Raw genomic sequence first — 19,393 nt, 5'->3', positions numbered from 1 at the left:
ATCTCCATATCGCGATATAGAGATATTCATGGATCTGGAAGACTGGTCGGCGCGACTGAAAGTGTTTGCCGATGCCACCCGGGTACGCCTGCTGGCGCTGCTGGAACAGGAAGAGCTCACCGTGGCCGAGCTGTCGGCCATCACCCGCCTGGCCCAGCCGCGCGTGTCCACCCACCTGGCCAAGCTCAAGGAAGCCGGGCTGGTGCGCGACCGCCGCGCCGGCGTGTCGGCGTATTACCGTTTCGACGAAGTATCGCTGGATCCCGCACAGCGTGCCCTGTGGCTGGCGCTGAGCACCGGCAGCGACGACCCGCTGTTGCGCCAGGATGCCGAGCGCGTGGCCGCCGTGCTGGCCAACCGCGCCGCCGACCAGAACTGGGCCGATTCGGTGGCCGGCGACATGGAACGGCATTACTCCCCGGGGCGCACCTGGGAAGCACTGGCACGCACCGCCCTGCCCCTGCTGGAAACCGGCGACGTGCTCGACATCGCCTCCGGCGACGGCGTGCTGGCGGAACTGGTCGCCCCGCACGCCACCCGCTACATCTGCATCGACACCAGCGCACGCGTGGTTGCCGCTGCCAGCGAGCGTCTGCGCAAGCTGCGTAACGTGGAAGTACGCGAAGGCGATATGCATGCACTGCCCTTCCCCGATGCCAGCTTCGACCTGGTGGTGCTGATGCACGCGCTCACCTATGCCGCAAGACCGGCGCAAGCGGTGGCCGAATCTGCACGCGTGTTGCGCCCGGGCGGCCGCCTGCTGCTGTGCAGCCTGGCCAAGCACGAACACCGCGCGGCCGTGCATGCCTATGGCCACGTCAATCTGGGATTTGCCGCCAAGGAATTGCGCAAGTTCGTCGAGAAAGCCGGGCTGGATGTCTCCAGCCTGGAGACGGTGACGCGTGAGAAACGCCCACCGCATTTCGAGGTGATTTCGCTGATTGCGATGAAGCCGGGAATGGGGACTCTGGATTCGGGATCGATTGACGGCAAGAGCACTGCACCAAGGAGAACCGCACCATGACGCCTGCACAGCCCCTCACCCCACGTTCCTTCTCGCTGCCCTGGCTGCACCCGGAGCGCGCCGACAAACTCGACACTGCACTGCGCGAACGCATCCTCATCATCGATGGTGCGATGGGCACCATGATTCAGCGCCACGATCTGCAGGAAACCGATTACCGCGGCACGCGGTTCGCCGAAGGCTACGACAGCGCGCATGTGCACGGCCCGGGCTGCGATCACGCACACACGCCAGAAGGCCACGACCTGAAGGGCAATAACGATCTGCTGTTGCTGACCCGCCCGGAGATCATTGCCGGTATCCATCGCGCCTACCTGGATGCCGGTGCCGACCTGCTGGAAACCAACACGTTCAACGCCACCTCGGTGAGCCAGGCCGACTATCACCTCGAGCACGTGGTGTATGAATTGAACAAGGCCGGCGCGCAGGTCGCGCGCGAATGCTGCGATGCCGTCGAAGCGCTGACGCCGCACAAACCTCGCTTTGTGATCGGCGTGCTCGGCCCCACCAGCCGCACCGCCTCGATCAGTCCGGACGTCAACGACCCCGGCTACCGCAACACCAGTTTCGACGCGCTGCGCGAGACCTACCGCGAGGCCGTCGAAGGCTTGATCGATGGCGGTGCCGACACGCTGATGGTTGAGACCATCTTCGACACGCTCAATGCCAAGGCAGCGCTGTACGCGATCGAAGAGGTCTTCGAAGCGCGCGGCGGGCGCTTGCCGGTGATGGTCTCCGGCACCATTACCGATGCGTCCGGTCGCACGCTGTCTGGGCAGACAGCCGAAGCCTTCTACGCCTCGGTCGCACATGGCCGCCCACTGTCGGTGGGTTTGAACTGCGCACTGGGCGCCAAGGATCTACGCCCGCATGTGGAAACGCTGGCTCAGATTGCCGACGCCTATGTCAGCGCGCATCCGAATGCCGGCCTGCCCAATGCCTTCGGCGAGTACGACGAGACGCCGGAGGAAATGGCCGAGACCTTGCGCGAATTTGCCCAGTCCGGCTTGCTGAATCTGGTTGGCGGTTGCTGCGGCACATCGCCCGCGCATATCCGTGCGATCGCCGACGCCGTGGCCGACCTGCCGCCACGGCAAATACCCGGCGCGCAGGAGTTGGCGGCGTGATGCGTCAGGCTCACCCTCATCCGCCCTTCGGGCACCTTCTCCCGCAGGCGGGAGAAGGACAGCGCGGCGCTTGGGCTGCCACAAGGACGCGTCGTGCGCAGTCCACCGCCCATCCTCCGCTGGGGGAAGAGGGAACCCGCATTGCTCGGCTTTCCACAAAGACGCTCCGTGCGCAACGCACTGCCCTTCTCCCGCCTGCGGGAGAAGGTGGCGCGCAGCGCCGGATGAGGGCTGCATTTCATTGCGCCCCATCGTCCAGCCGTGAACAGCAACCCACCAAGACCGATCGCGCCGTCACCGTCCAGCAGAGCATCGCATGAGCACTCCCCGCTACACCCGCCTGTCCGGCCTGGAGCCGTTGGTCATCACGCCGGACCTGCTGTTCGTCAACGTCGGCGAGCGCACCAACGTCACCGGCAGCGCGCAGTTCCGCAAGCTGATCAAGGAAGAGCGCTACGAAGAGGCGGTAGAGGTGGCGCGCCAGCAGGTCGCCAACGGCGCGCAGATCCTCGACGTCAATATGGACGAGGGCCTGATCGATTCCGAAAAGGCGATGACGCGCTTTCTCAACCTGATCATGTCCGAGCCGGATATCGCACGCATCCCGGTGATGGTGGATTCGTCCAAATGGACGGTGATCGAGGCCGGCCTGAAGTGCCTGCAAGGCAAGAGCGTGGTCAACTCGATCTCGCTCAAAGAGGGCGAGGCAATTTTCATCGAACAGGCGCGCAAGGTGCTGCGTTACGGCGCCGCCGCCGTGGTGATGGCCTTCGATGAAGTGGGCCAGGCCGATACCTGCGCGCGCAAGGTGGAAATCTGCACGCGCGCCTACAAGGTGTTGACCGAGCAGGTGGGTTTTCCACCGGAAGACATCATCTTCGACCCGAATATCTTTGCCGTGGCCACCGGCATCGAGGAGCACGACAACTACGCGGTGGACTTCATCGAGGCGACGCGCCAGATCAAACGCACGCTGCCGCACTGCCATGTCTCCGGTGGCGTGTCGAATGTGTCGTTCTCGTTCCGCGGCAACGAGATGGTGCGCCAGGCGATCCATTCGGTGTTTCTGTTCCATGCGATCGAGGCTGGTATGGACATGGGCATCGTCAATGCCGGTGGCATGCCGATCTATGACGAACTGGACCCGGATCTGCGCGAGCGTGTGGAAGACGTCATCCTCAACCGGCGCAAGGACGGCACCGAGCGGCTGCTGGAAATCGCCGAACGCTACAAGGGCAGCAAGGGTGCGGCCAAGGTCGAAGACCTGGCATGGCGCGACAAGCCGGTACGCGCACGCTTGGCGCATGCGCTGGTGCATGGCATCGACGCCTACGTGGAAACCGATACCGAAGAGGCGCGCCAACAGTCCACGCGTCCGCTGGATGTGATTGAAGGCCCGCTGATGGACGGCATGAACGTGGTCGGCGACCTGTTCGGCGCCGGCAAGATGTTCCTGCCGCAGGTGGTCAAGTCCGCGCGCGTGATGAAAAAGGCCGTGGCCTATCTGCTCCCCTTTATCGAAGCGGAAAAACTGCGCACCGGCGATGTCGGCAAATCCAACGGCAAGATCATCATGGCCACCGTCAAGGGCGATGTGCACGACATCGGCAAGAACATCGTCGGCGTGGTGTTGGCATGCAACAACTTCGATGTGGTGGACCTAGGCGTGATGGTGTCTGCGCAGGTGATCCTTGACCGTGCGCGCGAAGAGAATGCAGACCTGATCGGCTTGTCCGGCCTGATCACGCCCTCGCTGGAAGAGATGTCGCATGTGGCGCGCGAAATGCAGCGGCAGGGTTTCGAGATCCCGTTGTTGATCGGCGGCGCCACCACCTCGCGCGCGCACACTGCGCTGAAGATCGACCCGCATTACACCGCGCCCACGGTCTGGGTGAAGGATGCCTCGCGTGCAGTGGGCGTTGCGCAATCGCTGATCTCGCGCGACCTGCGTCAGGCATTCGTCGCTGCCAACGATGCGGACTACGCCGAGATCCGCGCACGCCATCGCAACCGTGGCGATGCCAAACGGCTGGTATCGCTGGAAAAGGCGCGCGCACAGCGTTTCGATGGCGATTGGGTGAACTACACACCGCCCATTCCGCGGCAGCCGGGCCTGCATGTTTTCAACGATTACCCGCTGCAGGAGTTGACCCAGCTGATCGACTGGACGCCGTTCTTCCAGGCCTGGGAGCTGGCCGGAAAATTTCCCGCCATCCTCAGCGACGAGATCGTCGGCACCCAGGCCAGCGAACTGTATCGCGACGCCCGACGCATGCTGAAGCAGATCGTCGACGAAAAATGGCTCACGGCCAAGGCGGTATTTGGGCTGTGGCCAGCCAATAGCGTGGGCGATGATGTCGAGGTGATCCTCACAGATCACCGGGATTCGGCAATAGGGACTGGGGATTCGCAGCACCCCAGCCAATCCCGTATCCCGAATACCCAATCCCGGCAGCTCCTGCATTTCTTGCGCCAGCAAGTCGACAAACCCGTCGACCGCCCCGACTTCTGCCTGGCCGATTTCATCGCGCCCAAGAGCAGCGGCAAGCAGGACTGGATCGGCGCGTTTGCGGTCACTGCCGGCATCGGGATCGACCCGCATGTGGCGCGCTTCGAGGCGGCGCACGACGACTACAACGCGATCCTGCTCAAAGCGTTGGCCGATCGCCTGGCCGAAGCCCTGGCCGAGCGCCTGCACCAGCGTGTGCGCACCGAGTTCTGGGGCTACATCGACAATGAAGACCTCGACAACGAAGCATTGATTGCCGAACGCTATCGCGGCATTCGCCCGGCACCGGGCTACCCGGCATGCCCGGAACACAGCGAAAAACGCAGGCTATTCGATCTGCTCGATGCCGAACGCAATGCAGACATGTCGCTTACCGAAAGCTTTGCGATGCTGCCCACCGCGGCGGTATCCGGCTACTACTTCAGCCATCCCAAGAGCCAGTACTTCGTGGTGGGACGGCTAGGCAAGGAACAGGTCGCCGACTACGCAAAGCGCAAGGGCATCACGCTGGCACTGGCCGAGCGCTGGCTGGCATCGAACCTGGATTACGACCCGGAATAACATCGGGCCAGCATCCCCGGACGCGCCCTCCACCAACGTAGGAGCGCGGGCGCGACGGGGCTTTACCGATAACGCCCCGTCGCGCCCAGGTGCGCTCCTACGTCACGACGCGGCCGCACATCTATGGCCGCGCCATGTCACCTCCAGCATCAAGCCACTGTCCGCAATACATTCGAACGTCGTAGTCCTCCCACACGGGGCGGCACCCAAATAACACCGGGCCCCAGCATCCCCGAACGCGCCCTCCAACCAACGTAGGAGCGCACCCGGGCGCGACGGGGCTTTACCGATAACGCCCCGTCGCGCCCGGGTGCGCTCCTACGTCACGGCGCGGCCGCACATAGGCGGCTGTGCTCTGTTACCCCCCATCAAGCTGCTGGCCGCAACACGTTCAACACTTCGTAACACGCGCCCATGGTGTGGTAATCGGTCTTGCCGGCCGGGCTCTTCTCATCGCTGTACTTGCGGTTGTCCGCATCCAGAATGCGGTACCACGCACCATAGCGGTGGTCGACCATGTGCTTCCAGGAGTAATCCCACAGCTTGTCGTACCACTGCCAGTAGCGCGCATCGCCACTGCGCTGTGCCAACAAGGCCGCTGCAGCCAACGACTCGGCCTGCACCCAGAAATACTTGTCGTCGTCGCACACCTGACCATCGGGCGCGAAACCGTAATACAGCCCGCCGCGCTGCGCATCCCAGGAGCGCTCCACCGCGACATCGAACAGATGCTGCGCAGTCGGCAACAACCAGTCCGTGGGTGCATAACGATCCAGCAGCATGAGCAACTTGGCCCATTCGGTCTGGTGGCCCGGCTGGAAGCCCCAGGGCCGGAACAGATGCTTGGGGTTGTCGCGGTTAAAGTCCCAATCGATGTTCCACTGCGGGTCGTAATGCTCCCACACCAGACCATCGGCCTTGGCCGCCTGGCGCCGGGTCATGTGATCGGCCAGCTGCAGCGCGCGATCCAGGTAGCGCTGCTCGCCGCTGGCTTCGTACGCGGCGATCATCGCCTCGCACATATGCATGTTGGCGTTCTGGCCGCGATACGTGGTGAAGTTGAACTGCGCATCGGCTTCGTCGCGGTACAAACCGAATTCCGGCTCCCAGAAGTGTTTTTCCAGCAGCTGCCAGGTTTCGTCCATCCACGCACGCGCCTCGCCGATGCCGGCCTTCAGCCCACACGAATACGCCAGCAGCACGAACGCCACGCCGTAGCAGTGGTTCATGTCGTCTTCCACCACGCCATCGCGCAAGGTCCAGGCATAACCGCCGGTGGCGGCGTTGCGATGCACGTTGCGCAGATAATCCAGGCCGTGGCGCACTGCCTCCAGGTACTGCGCGTTGCCGAACTCGCGGTAGGCCATTGCGTAGTTGAAGACGAAGCGCGTGCTGCTCACCAGATGCCGGTGACCGGCATCGTAGATGCTGCCGTCATCCTTGAAATACTGGAAGAAGCCACCGGCTGGATCGATCGCGCGCGGGTGATAGAACGCCATGGTGTCGGCAATATGCTGGCGCAACACATCGGCCGAGCGGAAATCGGGGGCGGGAGATGCGGGCAACGGGCTCATGCTTGTTCCTGGATCAGAGAATGGACTTCATCGAGGCTGGGCATCGCGGCAAACGCGCCCTTGCGTGTCACTGCCAGCGCACCGACTGCGGCGGCGAAACGAATCACCTGCGTCATCGCCGCAGCATCGCCGCACAGGTGTTCAAGCGTCGTCGCACGTGCGGCCAGCTGATACAGCAGACCACCAACGAAGGCATCGCCAGCAGCGGTGCTGTCGCGCACCTGCACGGTGAACGCCGACACCTGGCCGGAATCCACCCGTGTCTGCCAATGCACCGGGCCGCCGCCATCGGTAACCAACAGCCAGCGCGCATTGCCCTGCCACAGCTTCTGCGTCACCGCGCTGGCGTCGGCGTTCAAGGTGCCGGCCAGATAGTCGAGTTCCTCGCGCGAGAGCTTGACCACATCGGCCAGCGCCAGCGCTTCCCACAGCAACGCAGCCGGGTCCACCTCCTGCGGCCACAGCATCGGACGAAGATTCAGATCCAGGCTGACGATGGCGCCGTCGGCACGTGCACGGCGCATGCCGTCGAGCGTGCACTGCGCGATCGCAGGCTCGGTCATGCTGTTGGAACACACATGCAGCACCGCGGCTTGCGTGAATCCGTCTGCGGCGAAGTGTTCTGGGCGGAACAACAGGTCCGCTGCAGGCGGGCGGTAGAAGCTGAAACTGCGCTCGCCCGCCTCGTCCAATGCGACGAAGGCAAGCGCGGTCTTGGCCTGATCGGTGCGCACGATGCCATCGGTGATCACCCCAGCCTGCTGCAGGCTCTGCAGCAGGAAGTCGCCGAACATGTCGCGGCCGAGCATGCCAACAAAATGCGCGGCGCCGCCGAGTTTTGCCACCGCCACCGCAACATTGGCCGGCGCACCACCGGCATATTGCGCAAAGGTGCGCGCGTCGTCGGTGCTGGCCTGCGGCAAGGCCAGCATGTCGATCAGGGCTTCGCCGAAACAGACCACCTGGTTCTTGGCAGCATTCATGCGCGCGCCTCCGCCAGTGCGCCACGCAGGCGCGAACCCCAGATGCCGTAGAACACGATGTACAGGTAGCACACCAGCGGCAGCACGAAGGACTCATGCAGGCCCATGTGATCTGCCAGCAAGCCCTGCAGATACGGCACGATCGCGCCGCCCACAATCGCCATGATCAAAAGGCTGGACGCACGCCCGGTCAACGGGCCAAGACGCTCGATGCCCAGGGTAAAAATGGTGGGGAACATGATCGAGTTGAACAGGCCGATCGCCACCAGCGCATACACCGCCAGCATGCCGCCACTGGCCATGGTCAGGCCCAGCAGCAAGGCATTGATACCCGCAAATACCGACAACAGCACGCGTGGCGACAGCTTGGCCAGCAAGGCCGACCCGATGAAGCGGCCGATCATGGCAAGCGTCCAGTACGCCGACACGTACTTGGTCGCCTCGCGCTCGGTGAACCCGCCGATCTCCGGCAAGGAGAAGTAATTGACCATCAGGCTGCCGATCGCGACTTCTGCGCCGACATAGAAAAAAATCGCCAGCACACCGAAGCGCACATGCGGGTGGCGCAGCGCATCCAGCAGCGAATGCTTGCTCTCTTCCTTCTGCGCGCCGCCATCGGTCAATGCCGGCAAACGGAACAGGAACACGAAGATCGCCAGCAGGAACAGCACCACACCCAGCCCGATGTAGGGGCCTTGCACGGCCTGGGCTTCCTGCACGCGATAGGCCAGTTGCTCGGCTTCCGGCAAGGCCTTGAGCTGGTCGCCGCTCATCACCGTGTTGGACAGGATCAACCAGCCACCCAGCAACGGCGCGATCGCGGTACCCAGCGAGTTGAGCGCCTGCGCCAGGGTCAGGCGGCTGGAGGCACTACGCTCCGGACCCAGCAACGCAACATATGGATTTGCCGCCACCTGCAGGATGGTGATGCCGGTGGCGAGCACGAACAGCGCGCCCAGGAATGCGCCGTACACGCGCAGTTCCGCCGCCGGCCAGAAGCCCAGCGCACCGACTGCCGCCACCGCGAGCCCGGCCACGATGCCCTGCTTGTAACCCAGGCGATTGACCAGCCAACCTGCCGGCAGCGACATCAGGAAGTACGCACCGAAGAAGGTGAACTGCACCAGCATCGCCTGCGCGAAGTTGAGCTCGAACACCGCCTTCAGATGCGGAATCAGGATGTCGTTGAGGCAGGTGAGAAAGCCCCACATGAAAAAGATCGTGGTCACCACCGACAACGCGACGCCGTTGTTGACGGGCGCCTTGTTGCCGCTTGGCACAGTGGATTGCGTGGAAAGGGAAACCATAGGAGTTGCCTGGTCAGCGGCCTGAGGCCTTGGTGGGGGAATGGACGGGGGAATCGCTTGCGGGATGGTGCGAAGAAGACAGGTGAGAGGGTGCGCACGCACTGCTCGCGCGGACTTGTAGCGCAACTGCAGCGGTCAGCCGTTGCGAGGCCAGGTCCGGGCTGCCGATGCGCTGCAGCACCAGCTGCGCAGCTTGCTGGCCGCGCGCGCGCGGATCGGCAGCCAGCGTGGTCAGTGCCGGAGTGAACAATGCCGCTTCGGCAATGTCGTCGAAGCCGGTCACCGCGAAATCGCGGCCCGGCACGCTGCCGTGCATCGCCAGTGCGGCCATCAGGCCGAGCGCAACGCTGTCGTTGTAGCAAACCGCCGCAGTCGCAGCGTGGTCGGCGTTGTCGAGCATACGCGCGCCGCACAGTGCCGCATCCTGCCGATTGGGTGCCGACTCGACGTACCGCACCGCCAGGCCCGCAGCGGACATGGCGCGCGTATAGCCGGCACGACGCTGCCGGCACGAGCTGGATTCGGCATGCCCGCCGAAAAACACGATCTGCCGATGGCCTTGTGCAATCAGATGCGTGCAGGCCAGATACGCGCCCTGCTCGTTGTCCAGCGCCAGCAGGTCCCAACCGGCGCCCTCCACCTCACGGTTGAACAACACCACGTTGCGCTGGCGGCCGAGCACCTGCGCCAGGGCCTGCGCCTGGCTGCCCTCGGCGGGCGACAGGATGATCCCGGCCGGTGTGTGTTCCATCAACGAGGTCAGCACCGCCTGCTGACGCTGCGTGGACTCGCCGGTACTGCCCAGCAGGGTGACATAGCCGGCCGCGCCCAACGCTTCGTCAACGCCAGCCGCAAACTCTGCGAAGAACGGGTTGGACAGATCGTTGATGACCAGCGCAATGCTGGATGAGGTCCGCTGGCGCAAATTGGCGGCAGCGCGGTTGTAGACGTAATGTTGCCGGTCCAGTTCGGCCTCCACGCGCGCGCGCGTGCTGGCATGCACCAGGGGGCTGCCGCGCAGCACCAGCGACACGGTCGCGCGCGAGACACCGATTGCGCCTGCGATGTCGCGCAGCGTCACCGCCCCGCGCCGCGCCAGGCGCGCGTCGCCGGCCTCCGCGGCGGCCGAGGCTTGCTTGGGACGCGTCAAGCGCCGGACTCCGCTGAATGAAACACGTGCATGCAATGGACTGGAATTGGATCGATCCAATTAAGCCTTTTCCCGCCATTCAATGCATGCGGCAGTGCAGCATGGGCATGGTGCTCTCGGTGCAGCCTGGACTACCGCCCTTGCCGGCCGGCGCCAGAGGCTTCCCCAATGTCGGCACCTCATCGAGTCGCTGCATCCGTCGGCAACAACAGGTTGCTCCAGCTTCCAGCAGACGCGGCGTGAGTTGCCGATACGCTGTCCTTGGCGCCGCACGCGAACCCCACACTCGCTTCGCCCACCTGTCTACCGACACCCAATGACGTTTCCAGCTCGATGAATCGTGGTCACGCAAGCACCGTTGGCCAGAGGCGGCACTGTTACCGGGGCATGCCCCCAATAATCAAGCAGCACCCGATGTCGCGCCTCTGCGTCGCATGCGTTCGTGCGCTGCCATTGCTCGATTACTGAAACGCGATCGACAACCCGATCCCACCCTGCCAATCAGGGCTTTCCGACGTCAGCCCACGCAGCACCGAGACATCGAGCTGCATCGCATGCGGCAGCTGCCAGGCGCCGCCAGCACCCGCCACCCGCGAATGCTCGCTGCCGGTATCCAGACCCGCTTCCACGTAACTGCTGAAATGCTCGCCCGAGAAAAACGTGTAGTTGGGCGAGAACGTCCAGGTGTGCCCGTCGTTGTCGCGTGCGTAGTTGACGTACAAGGCCAGCGCGCGCTGCTGCGACAGATCCCAGGATGCAGTCACCCCGAGCTCGCGTGAATACCCATCGCTGAAAGCGGGGCTGCCGGTCGGCACGCTATAGGTGCCAAGTGCCGCCCAATGAAAACTCTCCGATCGCGACGGCAAGGCGACCTTCAAACCGACATGGCTGTCGCCGCCACCCCGGACACGCGCGCCACCGCCGTGCTGCCAGTTGTAACTGTCGCTGCCCAGTTGCAGCTCCACCTGCTGTGACAGCCCCAGACGCAGTACAGTGTCAGCGGTATACAGCGTCGTGCGCTGACCATCTGCACGGTCGGTACTGGCATCGGGCAATCCCTGCTCCCAGGCGAACGCACCGGGCTGCAGCACCTCGGCAGCGAACGGGATGCCGGGACGATCAAAGGCTGGCGCATCTTCCGACTGCGCAGATGCGTGCGGACTCGCACCACACGCCGCAAACACTACGCCGAACGACGCGAGCAGGCGACCGGCATGCGAACGCAGTGCGTTACCCGTGGCCGATGAAGTCGATTCGCCAGCGCAGGGCTTCATGCATTTCGAGGATGTGGACATATGCAGCACCAATCGGGAAGTGAGCCACGACGCAACAGACTCGAAGACTGCGAGCGCCAATCTGTAATGGCGCGCATAGTGCGGCCCTGGCCGTGACCAGCCTGTATAGCGACTGTACTCCCGTCGCTGAACCGCAACCGGCGGCCTGCAAAGAACATCCAGACAGATGCACGGCAGCGCTCGGAATCGATAAGCAATTGCCAGTGTTCGCGCCAGTTGTCGCCCTACAAGAGGGCATCGATTGCCGACTTGATCGGCGACAGATTGTTAGGCCGACCCAGACGCAGCGTGCAGCGGGCAACTGCATTACACGAGACGATATGAAACGGGCTGCACCAGCACGATGCAAGCGCATCCAACGTTGCATGGCATGGAAAACATCGCAAACAACAAGGGCACCCAACAGGTGCCCAGGTGTCACATCATCAGTGGATCAAGGTGTTACCAGACCAGATCGTCGGGCACCTGGTATTTGGGATCGGCGTACGGGTCGTCGCCTGCCGGTGCATTCGGGTCCACCTTCAGGGCGACCGACGGCGCGAATACGGATTCGGCCTCGGCGAGCACCTCGGCGGTCACCAGCAGGTAGCGGCCGTTGAGTTGCAGCACGCCCAGCTCGCCGGCGTTGAGCGCCTTGAGCTGATCGGCGGTGACGTAGATGCGCTTGATCTTGCCGCCATACGGGAAATGCCGCGCGATGTCGGCATCGGCATGGTTCAGGCCCTTGTCCTTGAGCAGTTCTTCGAGCTTGGCCTTGGCTTCGCGACGCAGGCGTGCTTCTTCCTGCTTCAGCCGCTCGGCTTCGATGCGCTCGTCCTTTTCGCGCTGCGCACGGATCGCATAGGCCTTGGCCAGGTCGATGTCCTCGCGCGTGCGCGCCGGCCGGGGGCCGCGTCGGTCTGCATTGGGTTGTTGCGGGCGCGGCGACGCTGCCGGCTTGCCATCGTGGCGCCGGTCGGGCCGGCCATCGCTTTTACGTGCGCCGGCTGCATCGGTCGCCGCAGCGGCGTGCGGCCGCTGCGGTCCCCTGCCCTGGCCACCCGGCCTGTTGCCGCCGGGCGCGGGCTTGCCACCATTGCCATGCTGACGCGCGGCAGGCCGTGCGTCGGGTTTGCGTTCGGGCTTGGGCGCGGACTTGAAGCCCAGGCCAAGCAACTGGTCACGTAAGGTATCGCTCATGGCGGTGGCAATCTGCAATCAATAGTGCGGAGGCGGCGGTTCGTCCGCTGCATCGGCAAACAACGTGGAGCGCACCTTGCCCAGGTCCTCGAGCAGGTGGCGGATCAGTTCGGCATTGCGGGCGCCCGTCAAACGGGCGTCCGCAAGTGCTTCACTCAGTTCATTGAGCGCCTGCTCCTGAAAGGAGAGGCGCGTTTCCAGTTCCACCAACCGCGCGTCCAGTTCCTGGTCGCGCGGCGAGAGTTGCTCATGCATGCAACGAACGGCCTCGTCCGATGGCGTAGTAAGCCAGGCCTGCAGCCTCGATCTCCTGCGGGTCGTAGAGGTTGCGACCGTCGAACACGACGTCGTCCTTCAAGGCCTGCTTGATCTTGCTGAAATCCGGGCTGCGGAATTGCTTCCACTCGGTGACCACGACCAGTGCATCGGCGCCTTCCAGCGCAGCAAAGGCTTCGTCGCAGAAGGTCAGGTCGTCGCGCTCGCCGAAGATGCGCTTGGCCTCATGGGTGGCTTCCGGGTCGTAGGCGCGCACGGTGGCACCGGCCTCCCACAACTGCGCCATCAGACGACGGCTGGATGCCGCACGCATGTCGTCGGTATTGGGCTTGAACGCCAGGCCCCACACCGCGAAGGTCTTGCCGGCGATGCTGCCGCCTTCGCCACCGTAATGACGCTGCACCAGCTCGAACAGGTGACCCTTCTGCGCGTTGTTGACGCTTTCCACTGCGTTGAGCAGGGTCGGCTCCATGCCGTACTGCTCGGCAGTCTTGGCAAGCGCCTGCACGTCCTTCGGGAAGCACGAGCCGCCGTAACCGGCACCCGGGTAGATGAAGTGCCAGCCGATACGCGGGTCCGAGCCGATACCGTTACGCACGTGCTCGACGTCCGCACCGACACGCTCGGCAATATTGGCGATCTCGTTCATGAAACTGATCTTGGTCGCCAGCATCGCGTTGGCCGCGTACTTGGTGAGCTCGGCCGAGCGCACGTCCATTTCCACGATGCGATCGCGGTTGCGATTGAACGGGGCATACAGACGGCGCATGCGTGCGATCGCCGCCGGCTTCTTGGCGCCGATCACGATCCGGTCCGGACGCATGCAGTCGGCCACCGCATCGCCTTCCTTCAGGAACTCGGGGTTGGAGACGACATCGAATTCGTGGTCCACGCCACGTGCGTCCAGCTCTTCCTGGATCGCCGCGCGCACCTTGTCGGCGGTACCGACCGGCACGGTGGACTTGTTGACCACGACCGATGGGCCATCGATATGGCGACCGACAGTACGCGCAACCGCAAGCACGTACTGCAGGTCGGCACTGCCATCCTCGTCCGGCGGCGTGCCCACGGCGATGAAGGTAATTTCGCCGTGCGCAATCGCCTCGGCGGCGTCGGTGGTGAAGCGCAACCGGCCAGAGGCGTGGTTGGCTTTCACCATCGGCTCCAGGCCGGGTTCATAGATGGGAATCACCCCACGATTGAGACCATCAACTTTCGCCTGGTCGATATCCACGCAGATAACGTGATGACCTACTTCCGCCAGACAGGTACCGGTGACAAGACCAACATAGCCGGTACCAAAGATCGCAACTCGCATGGGTGGGGGTACTCCTGTGGGGGATCAGGGAAGGATACCCATCAGTTCGACATCGAACGTCAACGTTGCGTCTGGTCCGATCGGCCCCCCCTGCGTGCCGTTCGGGCCATAGGCCAAGTTGGATGGAATCCAGAAACGATATTTCGAACCGACCGGCATCAAGGCGACGCCCTCGGTCCAGCCGGGAATGACTTGATCCAGACCGAACTCGGCCGGCTGGCCGCGCTGGTACGAACTGTCGAAGACCTGCCCGCTGAGCAGCTTGCCTTCGTAGTTCACACGCACCTTGTTGGTCCGCATCGGGCGCTCGCCGCTGCCCTGGCGCAGCACCATGTACTGCAGGCCGGACGCGGTGGTGATCACGCCTTTCTCGGTCTTGTTCTTGGCAAGGAAGGCGTTGCCTTCTTCGCGATTCTTGGCACCGGCAGCGCCCTGTTTGGCAGCGGCGAACGCCTGCATGGTGGCAGCGGCTTCCTGCTGGGTCAGACGGGTGGTGCCCTTGGCGAACACGGTCCGCACCGCTTCCATCAGGATCGACAGATCGATCTCGTCCTTGATGCCGGCCAGCGACGGGCCGACCGCGCGGTCGCCGAGCATCAAGCCGACGTTTTCCTTGGACGGCGCGGCCGGCGTGGAGCCCGGCGCCATGCCCGGCACCTGCTGGCCGTTACGGGCGGCCAGCGCGGTGCGCAATGCGGTATCGGTCGCCTGAGTCTGCTCGTCGGACAACAGCGGCTTGCCACCCTTGAAGGCATTTTCGATGGCGCGTTGCATCGCGCTCAGATCGATGTCCTGGGCAATCGGCTCGAACGAGCGCGCCACGTCCATACCGATGGCGTAGCTGACGTTGTCGCGCGTGCTCTTCTCAGACGATGCATTCAAAACTGGCTTCTCCTTGGTGGCCGCTGCGGCCGGTTGCTGCGACATCGCCGGCATCGAAGCCGTCATTGCCACCATCAGTAGCGACGCCGCCGCGCCGCGCTTTCCCATCTTCATTCGATGCACTTCCCGAAAGTGAAAAGACACGCCACCGACGGCGCTGAACACGCATTGTCGCATGCGCACGCGGCGTTGCGAGAGCCGCGCTCAGCGCGACTGCGCATTGAGCTCGCGTTCGATCGCCGCCACAACGCTCGGATCGTCCGGTTTGATCTTGCTGGGGAACTGCGCCACCACGCGTCCATCGCGCCCAATCAAATACTTGTGGAAGTTCCAGCCCGGCGCCACGCCGGTGGCCTGCGTCAGGCGCTGATACAGCGGCGTCGCCTGCTTGCCCAGCACATGCACCTTCTCAAACATCGGGAACTTGACGCCATAGGTCAGCGTGCAGAATTCCTGGATCTGCTTCTCAGATCCCGGTTCCTGTCCCTGGAAATCGTTGGACGGAAAGCCCAGCACCGCAAACCCCCGGCTGGCGAAGCGCTGGTTGAGCGCTTCCAGGCCTTCGTACTGCGGGGTGAAGCCGCATTTGCTGGCGGTATTGACCACCATCACCACCTTGCCGCCGTAACTATGGTTCAGGTTGATTGGCGCCTTGCCGGCCAGCGGGCGGTACTCCAGATCCAGCAACGGCGCTCCGGCGGCCAGCGCCGAGCTGGCAAAAAAACCAGCAAATACAACGACCAATAGACGGTTGAGCAACATTGGCAGGCCCTCGAAGATAGTGCGGCACCCAGTTTTGCGCGGGGTGCCATCAGTTGGGTATGACAGGCAGTTGACTGCCTGCGTGTCGGTGTTATAGTTGAATACAACACCAGTCATCCAACGCAGGGGGAAAGCATGAACAGCACACGTGTCAGGCGACCAGTTCCGCTGTTGCTGCTCGGCAGCACCCTGTTTGCCATTGGTTGGCTGGGAGCCGCTTCCAGTCAGGTCACGGAGTCCGGCGCCGATTATGGCGTGTCGGAGGCGGTTACGGAAAACGCGACAACTCCCCCCGAGGGACGCACCCGGCCCAGCCGGCACCTGCGTGCCTCGCTGTCGATGCCCTATTTCTCCTTCGCGCAGGTTCTGCGCCCACGGAGCTGATCATGAACGACATCCAGTGGAGCGACGGCGCTCCCATCTATCGCCAACTCAAGGAACGGGTCATTGCCATGATGCTCGATGGAATCCTCAAACCTGGCGACGCCCTGCCTTCGGTGCGCCAGGTGGCGGCGGACTACCAACTCAACCCCATCACCGTCTCGCGCGCCTACCAGGAGTTGGCCGACGAGAACCTGGTGGAAAAACGCCGCGGCCTGGGCATGTTCATGACCCCGGAAGCCGCACAGAAGCTGCGCGGAAGCGAACGCGACCGCTTCTTGAATGAAGAATGGCCGGCGGTACTGGAACGCATCCAGCGCCTGGGCCTGTCCATCGACGATCTGTTGCCACAGGGGAAAACACCATGACCGCCGTCTCCACCGACCATGTCGTCGACGCGCGTGGCCTGCGTAAGGCTTACAAACATCGGCTGGCGCTGGACAACACCAGCTTCACCATCGCCCCGGGCCGCATCGTCGGATTGATCGGCCCCAACGGCGCCGGCAAGACCACCGCGCTCAAGGCCGTGCTGGGGCTGACCGACTTCGATGGCGAGTTGAAGGTGCTGGGCATGGACCCGCGCACCCAGCGCAACGCGCTGATGAACGAGGTCTGCTTCATCGCCGACGTGGCGGTGCTGCCGCGCTGGCTGCGGGTGGGCGAAGCGATCGATTTCGTTGCCGGCGTGCATCCGCGCTTCGATCGCGCCAAGTGCGAACGCTTTCTGGCCAACACCCAGCTCAACCGCAAATCGCGGGTGCGCGAATTGTCCAAGGGCATGATCGTGCAGTTGCATCTGGCGCTGGTGATGGCCATCGACGCGCGCATCCTGGTGCTGGACGAACCCACCCTGGGCCTGGACATCCTGTATCGCAAGCAGTTCTACCAGCGCCTGCTGGAGGATTACTTCGACGAGCAGAAGACCATCATCGTCACCACCCACCAGGTCGAAGAGATCGAACACATCCTCACCGATGTGATGTTCATCCGCGACGGCCGCATCGTGCTGACCGCCGACATGGAAAACGTCGCCGAGCGCTACACCGAGGTGCTGGTCAGTGCCGAGCACCTGGACGCTGCCAGAGCCATGAAACCGATCGACGAGCGCAGCCTGCCGTTCGGCAAGACCGTCATGCTGTTCGATGGCGAGCCGAAAGCGCAGCTCGCCCGTTTTGGCGAAACCCGCAATCCCGGCCTTGCCGACCTGTTCGTCGCGGTCATGAAGGGGACCTACGCATGAATGCACTCACCCACCAAGCTTCTCCCGCCCGCACGTTCGGCTGGTTGCTCAAACGCGAGTACTGGGAACACCGTGGCGGCTTCGTCTGGGCACAGGTCATCACCGGCGGCATCGCGGTGTTCTTCGCGCTGCTGGGCGCGGTGATCGGGGCGATCAGCGCACGCCGCAACATGGTCGGCGACAGCATGACGATGAACGATCTGGCCGAATACACCCGCACGCTGGGCCAGGTCGGCGATGGCCTGCTGCTCGGCGGCGTCGGTATCGCCTCGGTGGTCCTGGCGTTCGTGGTGTTCTTCTATTCGCTGGGCAGCCTGTACGACGACCGCCGCGACCGCAGCGTGCTGTTCTGGAAATCGCTGCCGGTGTCCGATGTGCAGACGGTGCTGTCCAAGGCCGCCTGGGCATTGTTGCTGGCGCCGCTGGTCGCAATCGCCATCGGCGTGCTGGTCGGCCTGGCGTTATGGCTGATCGCCATCGGCGGCGCGTTGATCGCCGGGGTGCCCAATCCATGGGGGCTGGCCACGCACTCGCATCCGTTCTCGTTGTTGTGGCTGATGCTGCGGACCGTGCCGATGGGCCTGCTGTGGTCGCTGCCGACCGTGGGCTGGCTGATGTTCTGTTCGGCCTGGGCCAGCAGCAAGCCGTTCCTGTGGGCGGTGCTGTTTCCGCTGCTGGCCTGCGTGATGTTGAGCATCCTGTCGGCGATGCCCGGCGTGTCGCTGCCGATCGGCGACATCTGGTACATCGTCGGCTATCGCGGCCTGCTCAGCGCCCTGCCCGGCACCTGGTCGCCGCTTGCCGTCAGCGGCAATCTGGACAGCAGTGCGATGAGCAACCCCAGCGACCTGGTGCAGTGGGCGTTGCAGCACACCGACAGTTCGCGGGTTTATGCCGATCCCGACATCTGGATCGGCGCCGCCATCGGCATCGCGCTGATCGCCGCTTCCATCTACCTGCGCCGCCGGCGCTCCGAAGCCTGAGGACCTCCCATGCGCCTGCCTTTGACCCTGGCCATCCTGTTCGCACTGCCTGGCGCTGCGTCTGCCGAGGAGCAATGCAAATTTTCCGAACCGCGCAGCCTGGAGCTGAAGCTGAGCGGAGTGAAGTCGGTGCTGTTCGAGGTCGCCTCCAACGATCTGCATCTGGACGCTGCGCCGGGCAACAGCGGGCGTCTTGGCGGCCGCGCCTGTGCTGCCAGGGCCGATCTGCTCAAGGGCCTGACCGTCACCCAGAAGCGCGACGGCGACAAGCTGGTGGTGACGCTGGCCGATGATCGCCCGCTGCGCATCTCCATCGGCGACAGCTACTCCTACCTGGACCTGCGCGGCAGCGTGCCGGACTCGCTCCTGGTGCAATTCGACGTCGGCTCCGGTGACGCCGAGATCAGTGGCGCTGCTGCGGTGAGTGCCGATGTCGGTTCCGGCGACATGGCCATCCGCCGCACCAAGGGCCGGGTCACCGCCAAGGTCGGTTCCGGCGATATCGAGCTGGAAGACATGGGGTCGCTGCGCGTGCTGGCGGTCGGCTCGGGCGATCTCAAGGCCACGCAGATACGTGGCGCGGCCGAGATCGGCAAGGTCGGTTCGGGTGACGTCAAGCTGCGCGGCGTTGCAGGCAACGTCAAGCTCGGCACGATCGGCTCCGGCGATGTGGACATCGACGATGTGCAAGGCGATGTCGGCGTGGAAGCGGTCAACTCCGGCGCACTGAGTGTGCACAAGGTGCACGGCGACGTCAGCGTTGCGCGCAAGGGCAGCGGCGATATCGACGTCAGCGATGTTGCCGGCAACACCCGCGTGCCGACCCAACAGTAATTGCGTCA

Annotated in this window: 17 protein-coding genes and 1 pseudogene; 8 read left to right on the top strand and 10 right to left on the bottom strand. The window is 64.0% G+C overall.

Going from position 1 to position 19,393, the window contains the following annotated elements:
• Nucleotides 1–28: 28 nt before the first annotated feature.
• From FHY18_RS09345 to metH, 3 genes are all read left to right on the top strand, one after another.
• Nucleotides 29–1,024: a metalloregulator ArsR/SmtB family transcription factor gene (locus FHY18_RS09345; protein WP_259153651.1), complete on the top strand. Its 996-nt coding sequence runs from the start codon at nt 29–31 to the stop codon at nt 1,022–1,024.
• Nucleotides 1,021–2,151 (top strand): homocysteine S-methyltransferase family protein, encoded by a 1,131-nt coding sequence (locus tag FHY18_RS09340; RefSeq protein ID WP_259153650.1) that lies wholly within the window; start codon nt 1,021–1,023, stop codon nt 2,149–2,151. The genes FHY18_RS09345 and FHY18_RS09340 overlap by 4 nt, the downstream gene beginning before the upstream one ends.
• A 316-nt stretch (nt 2,152–2,467) precedes the next feature.
• Nucleotides 2,468–5,221, top strand: a complete 2,754-nt coding sequence (metH, locus tag FHY18_RS09335) for a methionine synthase (protein WP_259153649.1) — start codon at nt 2,468–2,470, stop codon at nt 5,219–5,221.
• A 368-nt stretch (nt 5,222–5,589) separates the two neighbouring features.
• Here the strand turns inward: metH and FHY18_RS09330 are convergent, their stop codons facing one another.
• The 10 genes and pseudogenes from FHY18_RS09330 to FHY18_RS09285 all read right to left on the bottom strand — a co-directional run bounded on the left by FHY18_RS09330 (nt 5,590) and on the right by FHY18_RS09285 (nt 15,947).
• Nucleotides 5,590–6,795 carry an AGE family epimerase/isomerase gene (locus FHY18_RS09330; protein ID WP_259153648.1) on the bottom strand — a complete coding sequence of 402 codons (1,206 nt, stop codon included), beginning with the start codon at nt 6,793–6,795 and terminating at the stop codon, nt 5,590–5,592.
• On the bottom strand, nt 6,792–7,778 hold the full coding sequence (locus FHY18_RS09325; RefSeq protein WP_259153647.1) for a carbohydrate kinase: 987 nt from the start codon (nt 7,776–7,778) through the stop codon (nt 6,792–6,794). Before FHY18_RS09325 ends, FHY18_RS09330 begins: the two co-directional genes overlap by 4 nt.
• Nucleotides 7,775–9,085 carry an L-fucose:H+ symporter permease gene (gene fucP, locus FHY18_RS09320; protein WP_259153646.1) on the bottom strand — a complete coding sequence of 437 codons (1,311 nt, stop codon included), beginning with the start codon at nt 9,083–9,085 and terminating at the stop codon, nt 7,775–7,777. Before fucP ends, FHY18_RS09325 begins: the two co-directional genes overlap by 4 nt.
• Before the next feature lie 13 nt (nt 9,086–9,098).
• Nucleotides 9,099–10,181 (bottom strand): annotated as a pseudogene (locus FHY18_RS09315) (LacI family DNA-binding transcriptional regulator); the annotation flags it as partial.
• A 515-nt stretch (nt 10,182–10,696) separates the two neighbouring features.
• Nucleotides 10,697–11,419 (bottom strand): transporter, encoded by a 723-nt coding sequence (locus FHY18_RS09310; protein ID WP_259154001.1) that lies wholly within the window; start codon nt 11,417–11,419, stop codon nt 10,697–10,699.
• A 552-nt stretch (nt 11,420–11,971) separates the two neighbouring features.
• Nucleotides 11,972–12,709, bottom strand: coding sequence for a DUF2058 family protein (locus FHY18_RS09305; RefSeq protein WP_326521202.1), 738 nt, complete (start codon nt 12,707–12,709; stop codon nt 11,972–11,974).
• 18 nt (nt 12,710–12,727) lie between these two features.
• Entirely contained in the window at nt 12,728–12,964 is a 237-nt protein-coding gene (locus FHY18_RS09300; protein WP_024939344.1) for a SlyX family protein, read from the bottom strand.
• On the bottom strand, nt 12,957–14,303 hold the full coding sequence (locus FHY18_RS09295) for a UDP-glucose/GDP-mannose dehydrogenase family protein (RefSeq protein ID WP_046964976.1): 1,347 nt from the start codon (nt 14,301–14,303) through the stop codon (nt 12,957–12,959). The genes FHY18_RS09300 and FHY18_RS09295 overlap by 8 nt, the downstream gene beginning before the upstream one ends.
• 24 nt (nt 14,304–14,327) lie before the next feature.
• Nucleotides 14,328–15,299: an FKBP-type peptidyl-prolyl cis-trans isomerase gene (locus tag FHY18_RS09290; protein ID WP_259153641.1), complete on the bottom strand. Its 972-nt coding sequence runs from the start codon at nt 15,297–15,299 to the stop codon at nt 14,328–14,330.
• Between the two features lie 90 nt (nt 15,300–15,389).
• Entirely contained in the window at nt 15,390–15,947 is a 558-nt protein-coding gene (locus FHY18_RS09285; RefSeq protein WP_259153640.1) for a glutathione peroxidase, read from the bottom strand.
• A 135-nt stretch (nt 15,948–16,082) separates the two neighbouring features.
• On the opposite strand from FHY18_RS09285, the gene FHY18_RS09280 reads away from it, so the two are divergent.
• From FHY18_RS09280 to FHY18_RS09260, 5 genes are read left to right on the top strand one after another with little or no spacing between them, the layout of a single operon-like run.
• Entirely contained in the window at nt 16,083–16,331 is a 249-nt protein-coding gene (locus FHY18_RS09280) for a hypothetical protein (RefSeq protein WP_259153637.1), read from the top strand.
• Between the two features lie 2 nt (nt 16,332–16,333).
• Nucleotides 16,334–16,696 (top strand): GntR family transcriptional regulator, encoded by a 363-nt coding sequence (locus tag FHY18_RS09275; RefSeq protein ID WP_005988451.1) that lies wholly within the window; start codon nt 16,334–16,336, stop codon nt 16,694–16,696.
• On the top strand, nt 16,693–17,568 hold the full coding sequence (locus FHY18_RS09270) for an ABC transporter ATP-binding protein (protein WP_259153632.1): 876 nt from the start codon (nt 16,693–16,695) through the stop codon (nt 17,566–17,568). Before FHY18_RS09275 ends, FHY18_RS09270 begins: the two co-directional genes overlap by 4 nt.
• Nucleotides 17,565–18,551: an ABC transporter permease gene (locus FHY18_RS09265; RefSeq protein WP_259153630.1), complete on the top strand. Its 987-nt coding sequence runs from the start codon at nt 17,565–17,567 to the stop codon at nt 18,549–18,551. The genes FHY18_RS09270 and FHY18_RS09265 overlap by 4 nt, the downstream gene beginning before the upstream one ends.
• A 9-nt stretch (nt 18,552–18,560) precedes the next feature.
• A complete protein-coding gene (locus FHY18_RS09260) occupies nt 18,561–19,385 on the top strand; it encodes a DUF4097 domain-containing protein (protein WP_259153628.1) in 825 nt (274 codons plus the stop codon).
• Nucleotides 19,386–19,393: the final 8 nt, after the last annotated feature.

Origin of the sequence: Xanthomonas sp. 3793, assembly GCF_024806835.1 — a bacterium.
Taxonomy (GTDB): domain Bacteria; phylum Pseudomonadota; class Gammaproteobacteria; order Xanthomonadales; family Xanthomonadaceae; genus Xanthomonas; species Xanthomonas arboricola_F.
This window is presented reverse-complemented; position numbering and strand designations above follow the sequence as displayed.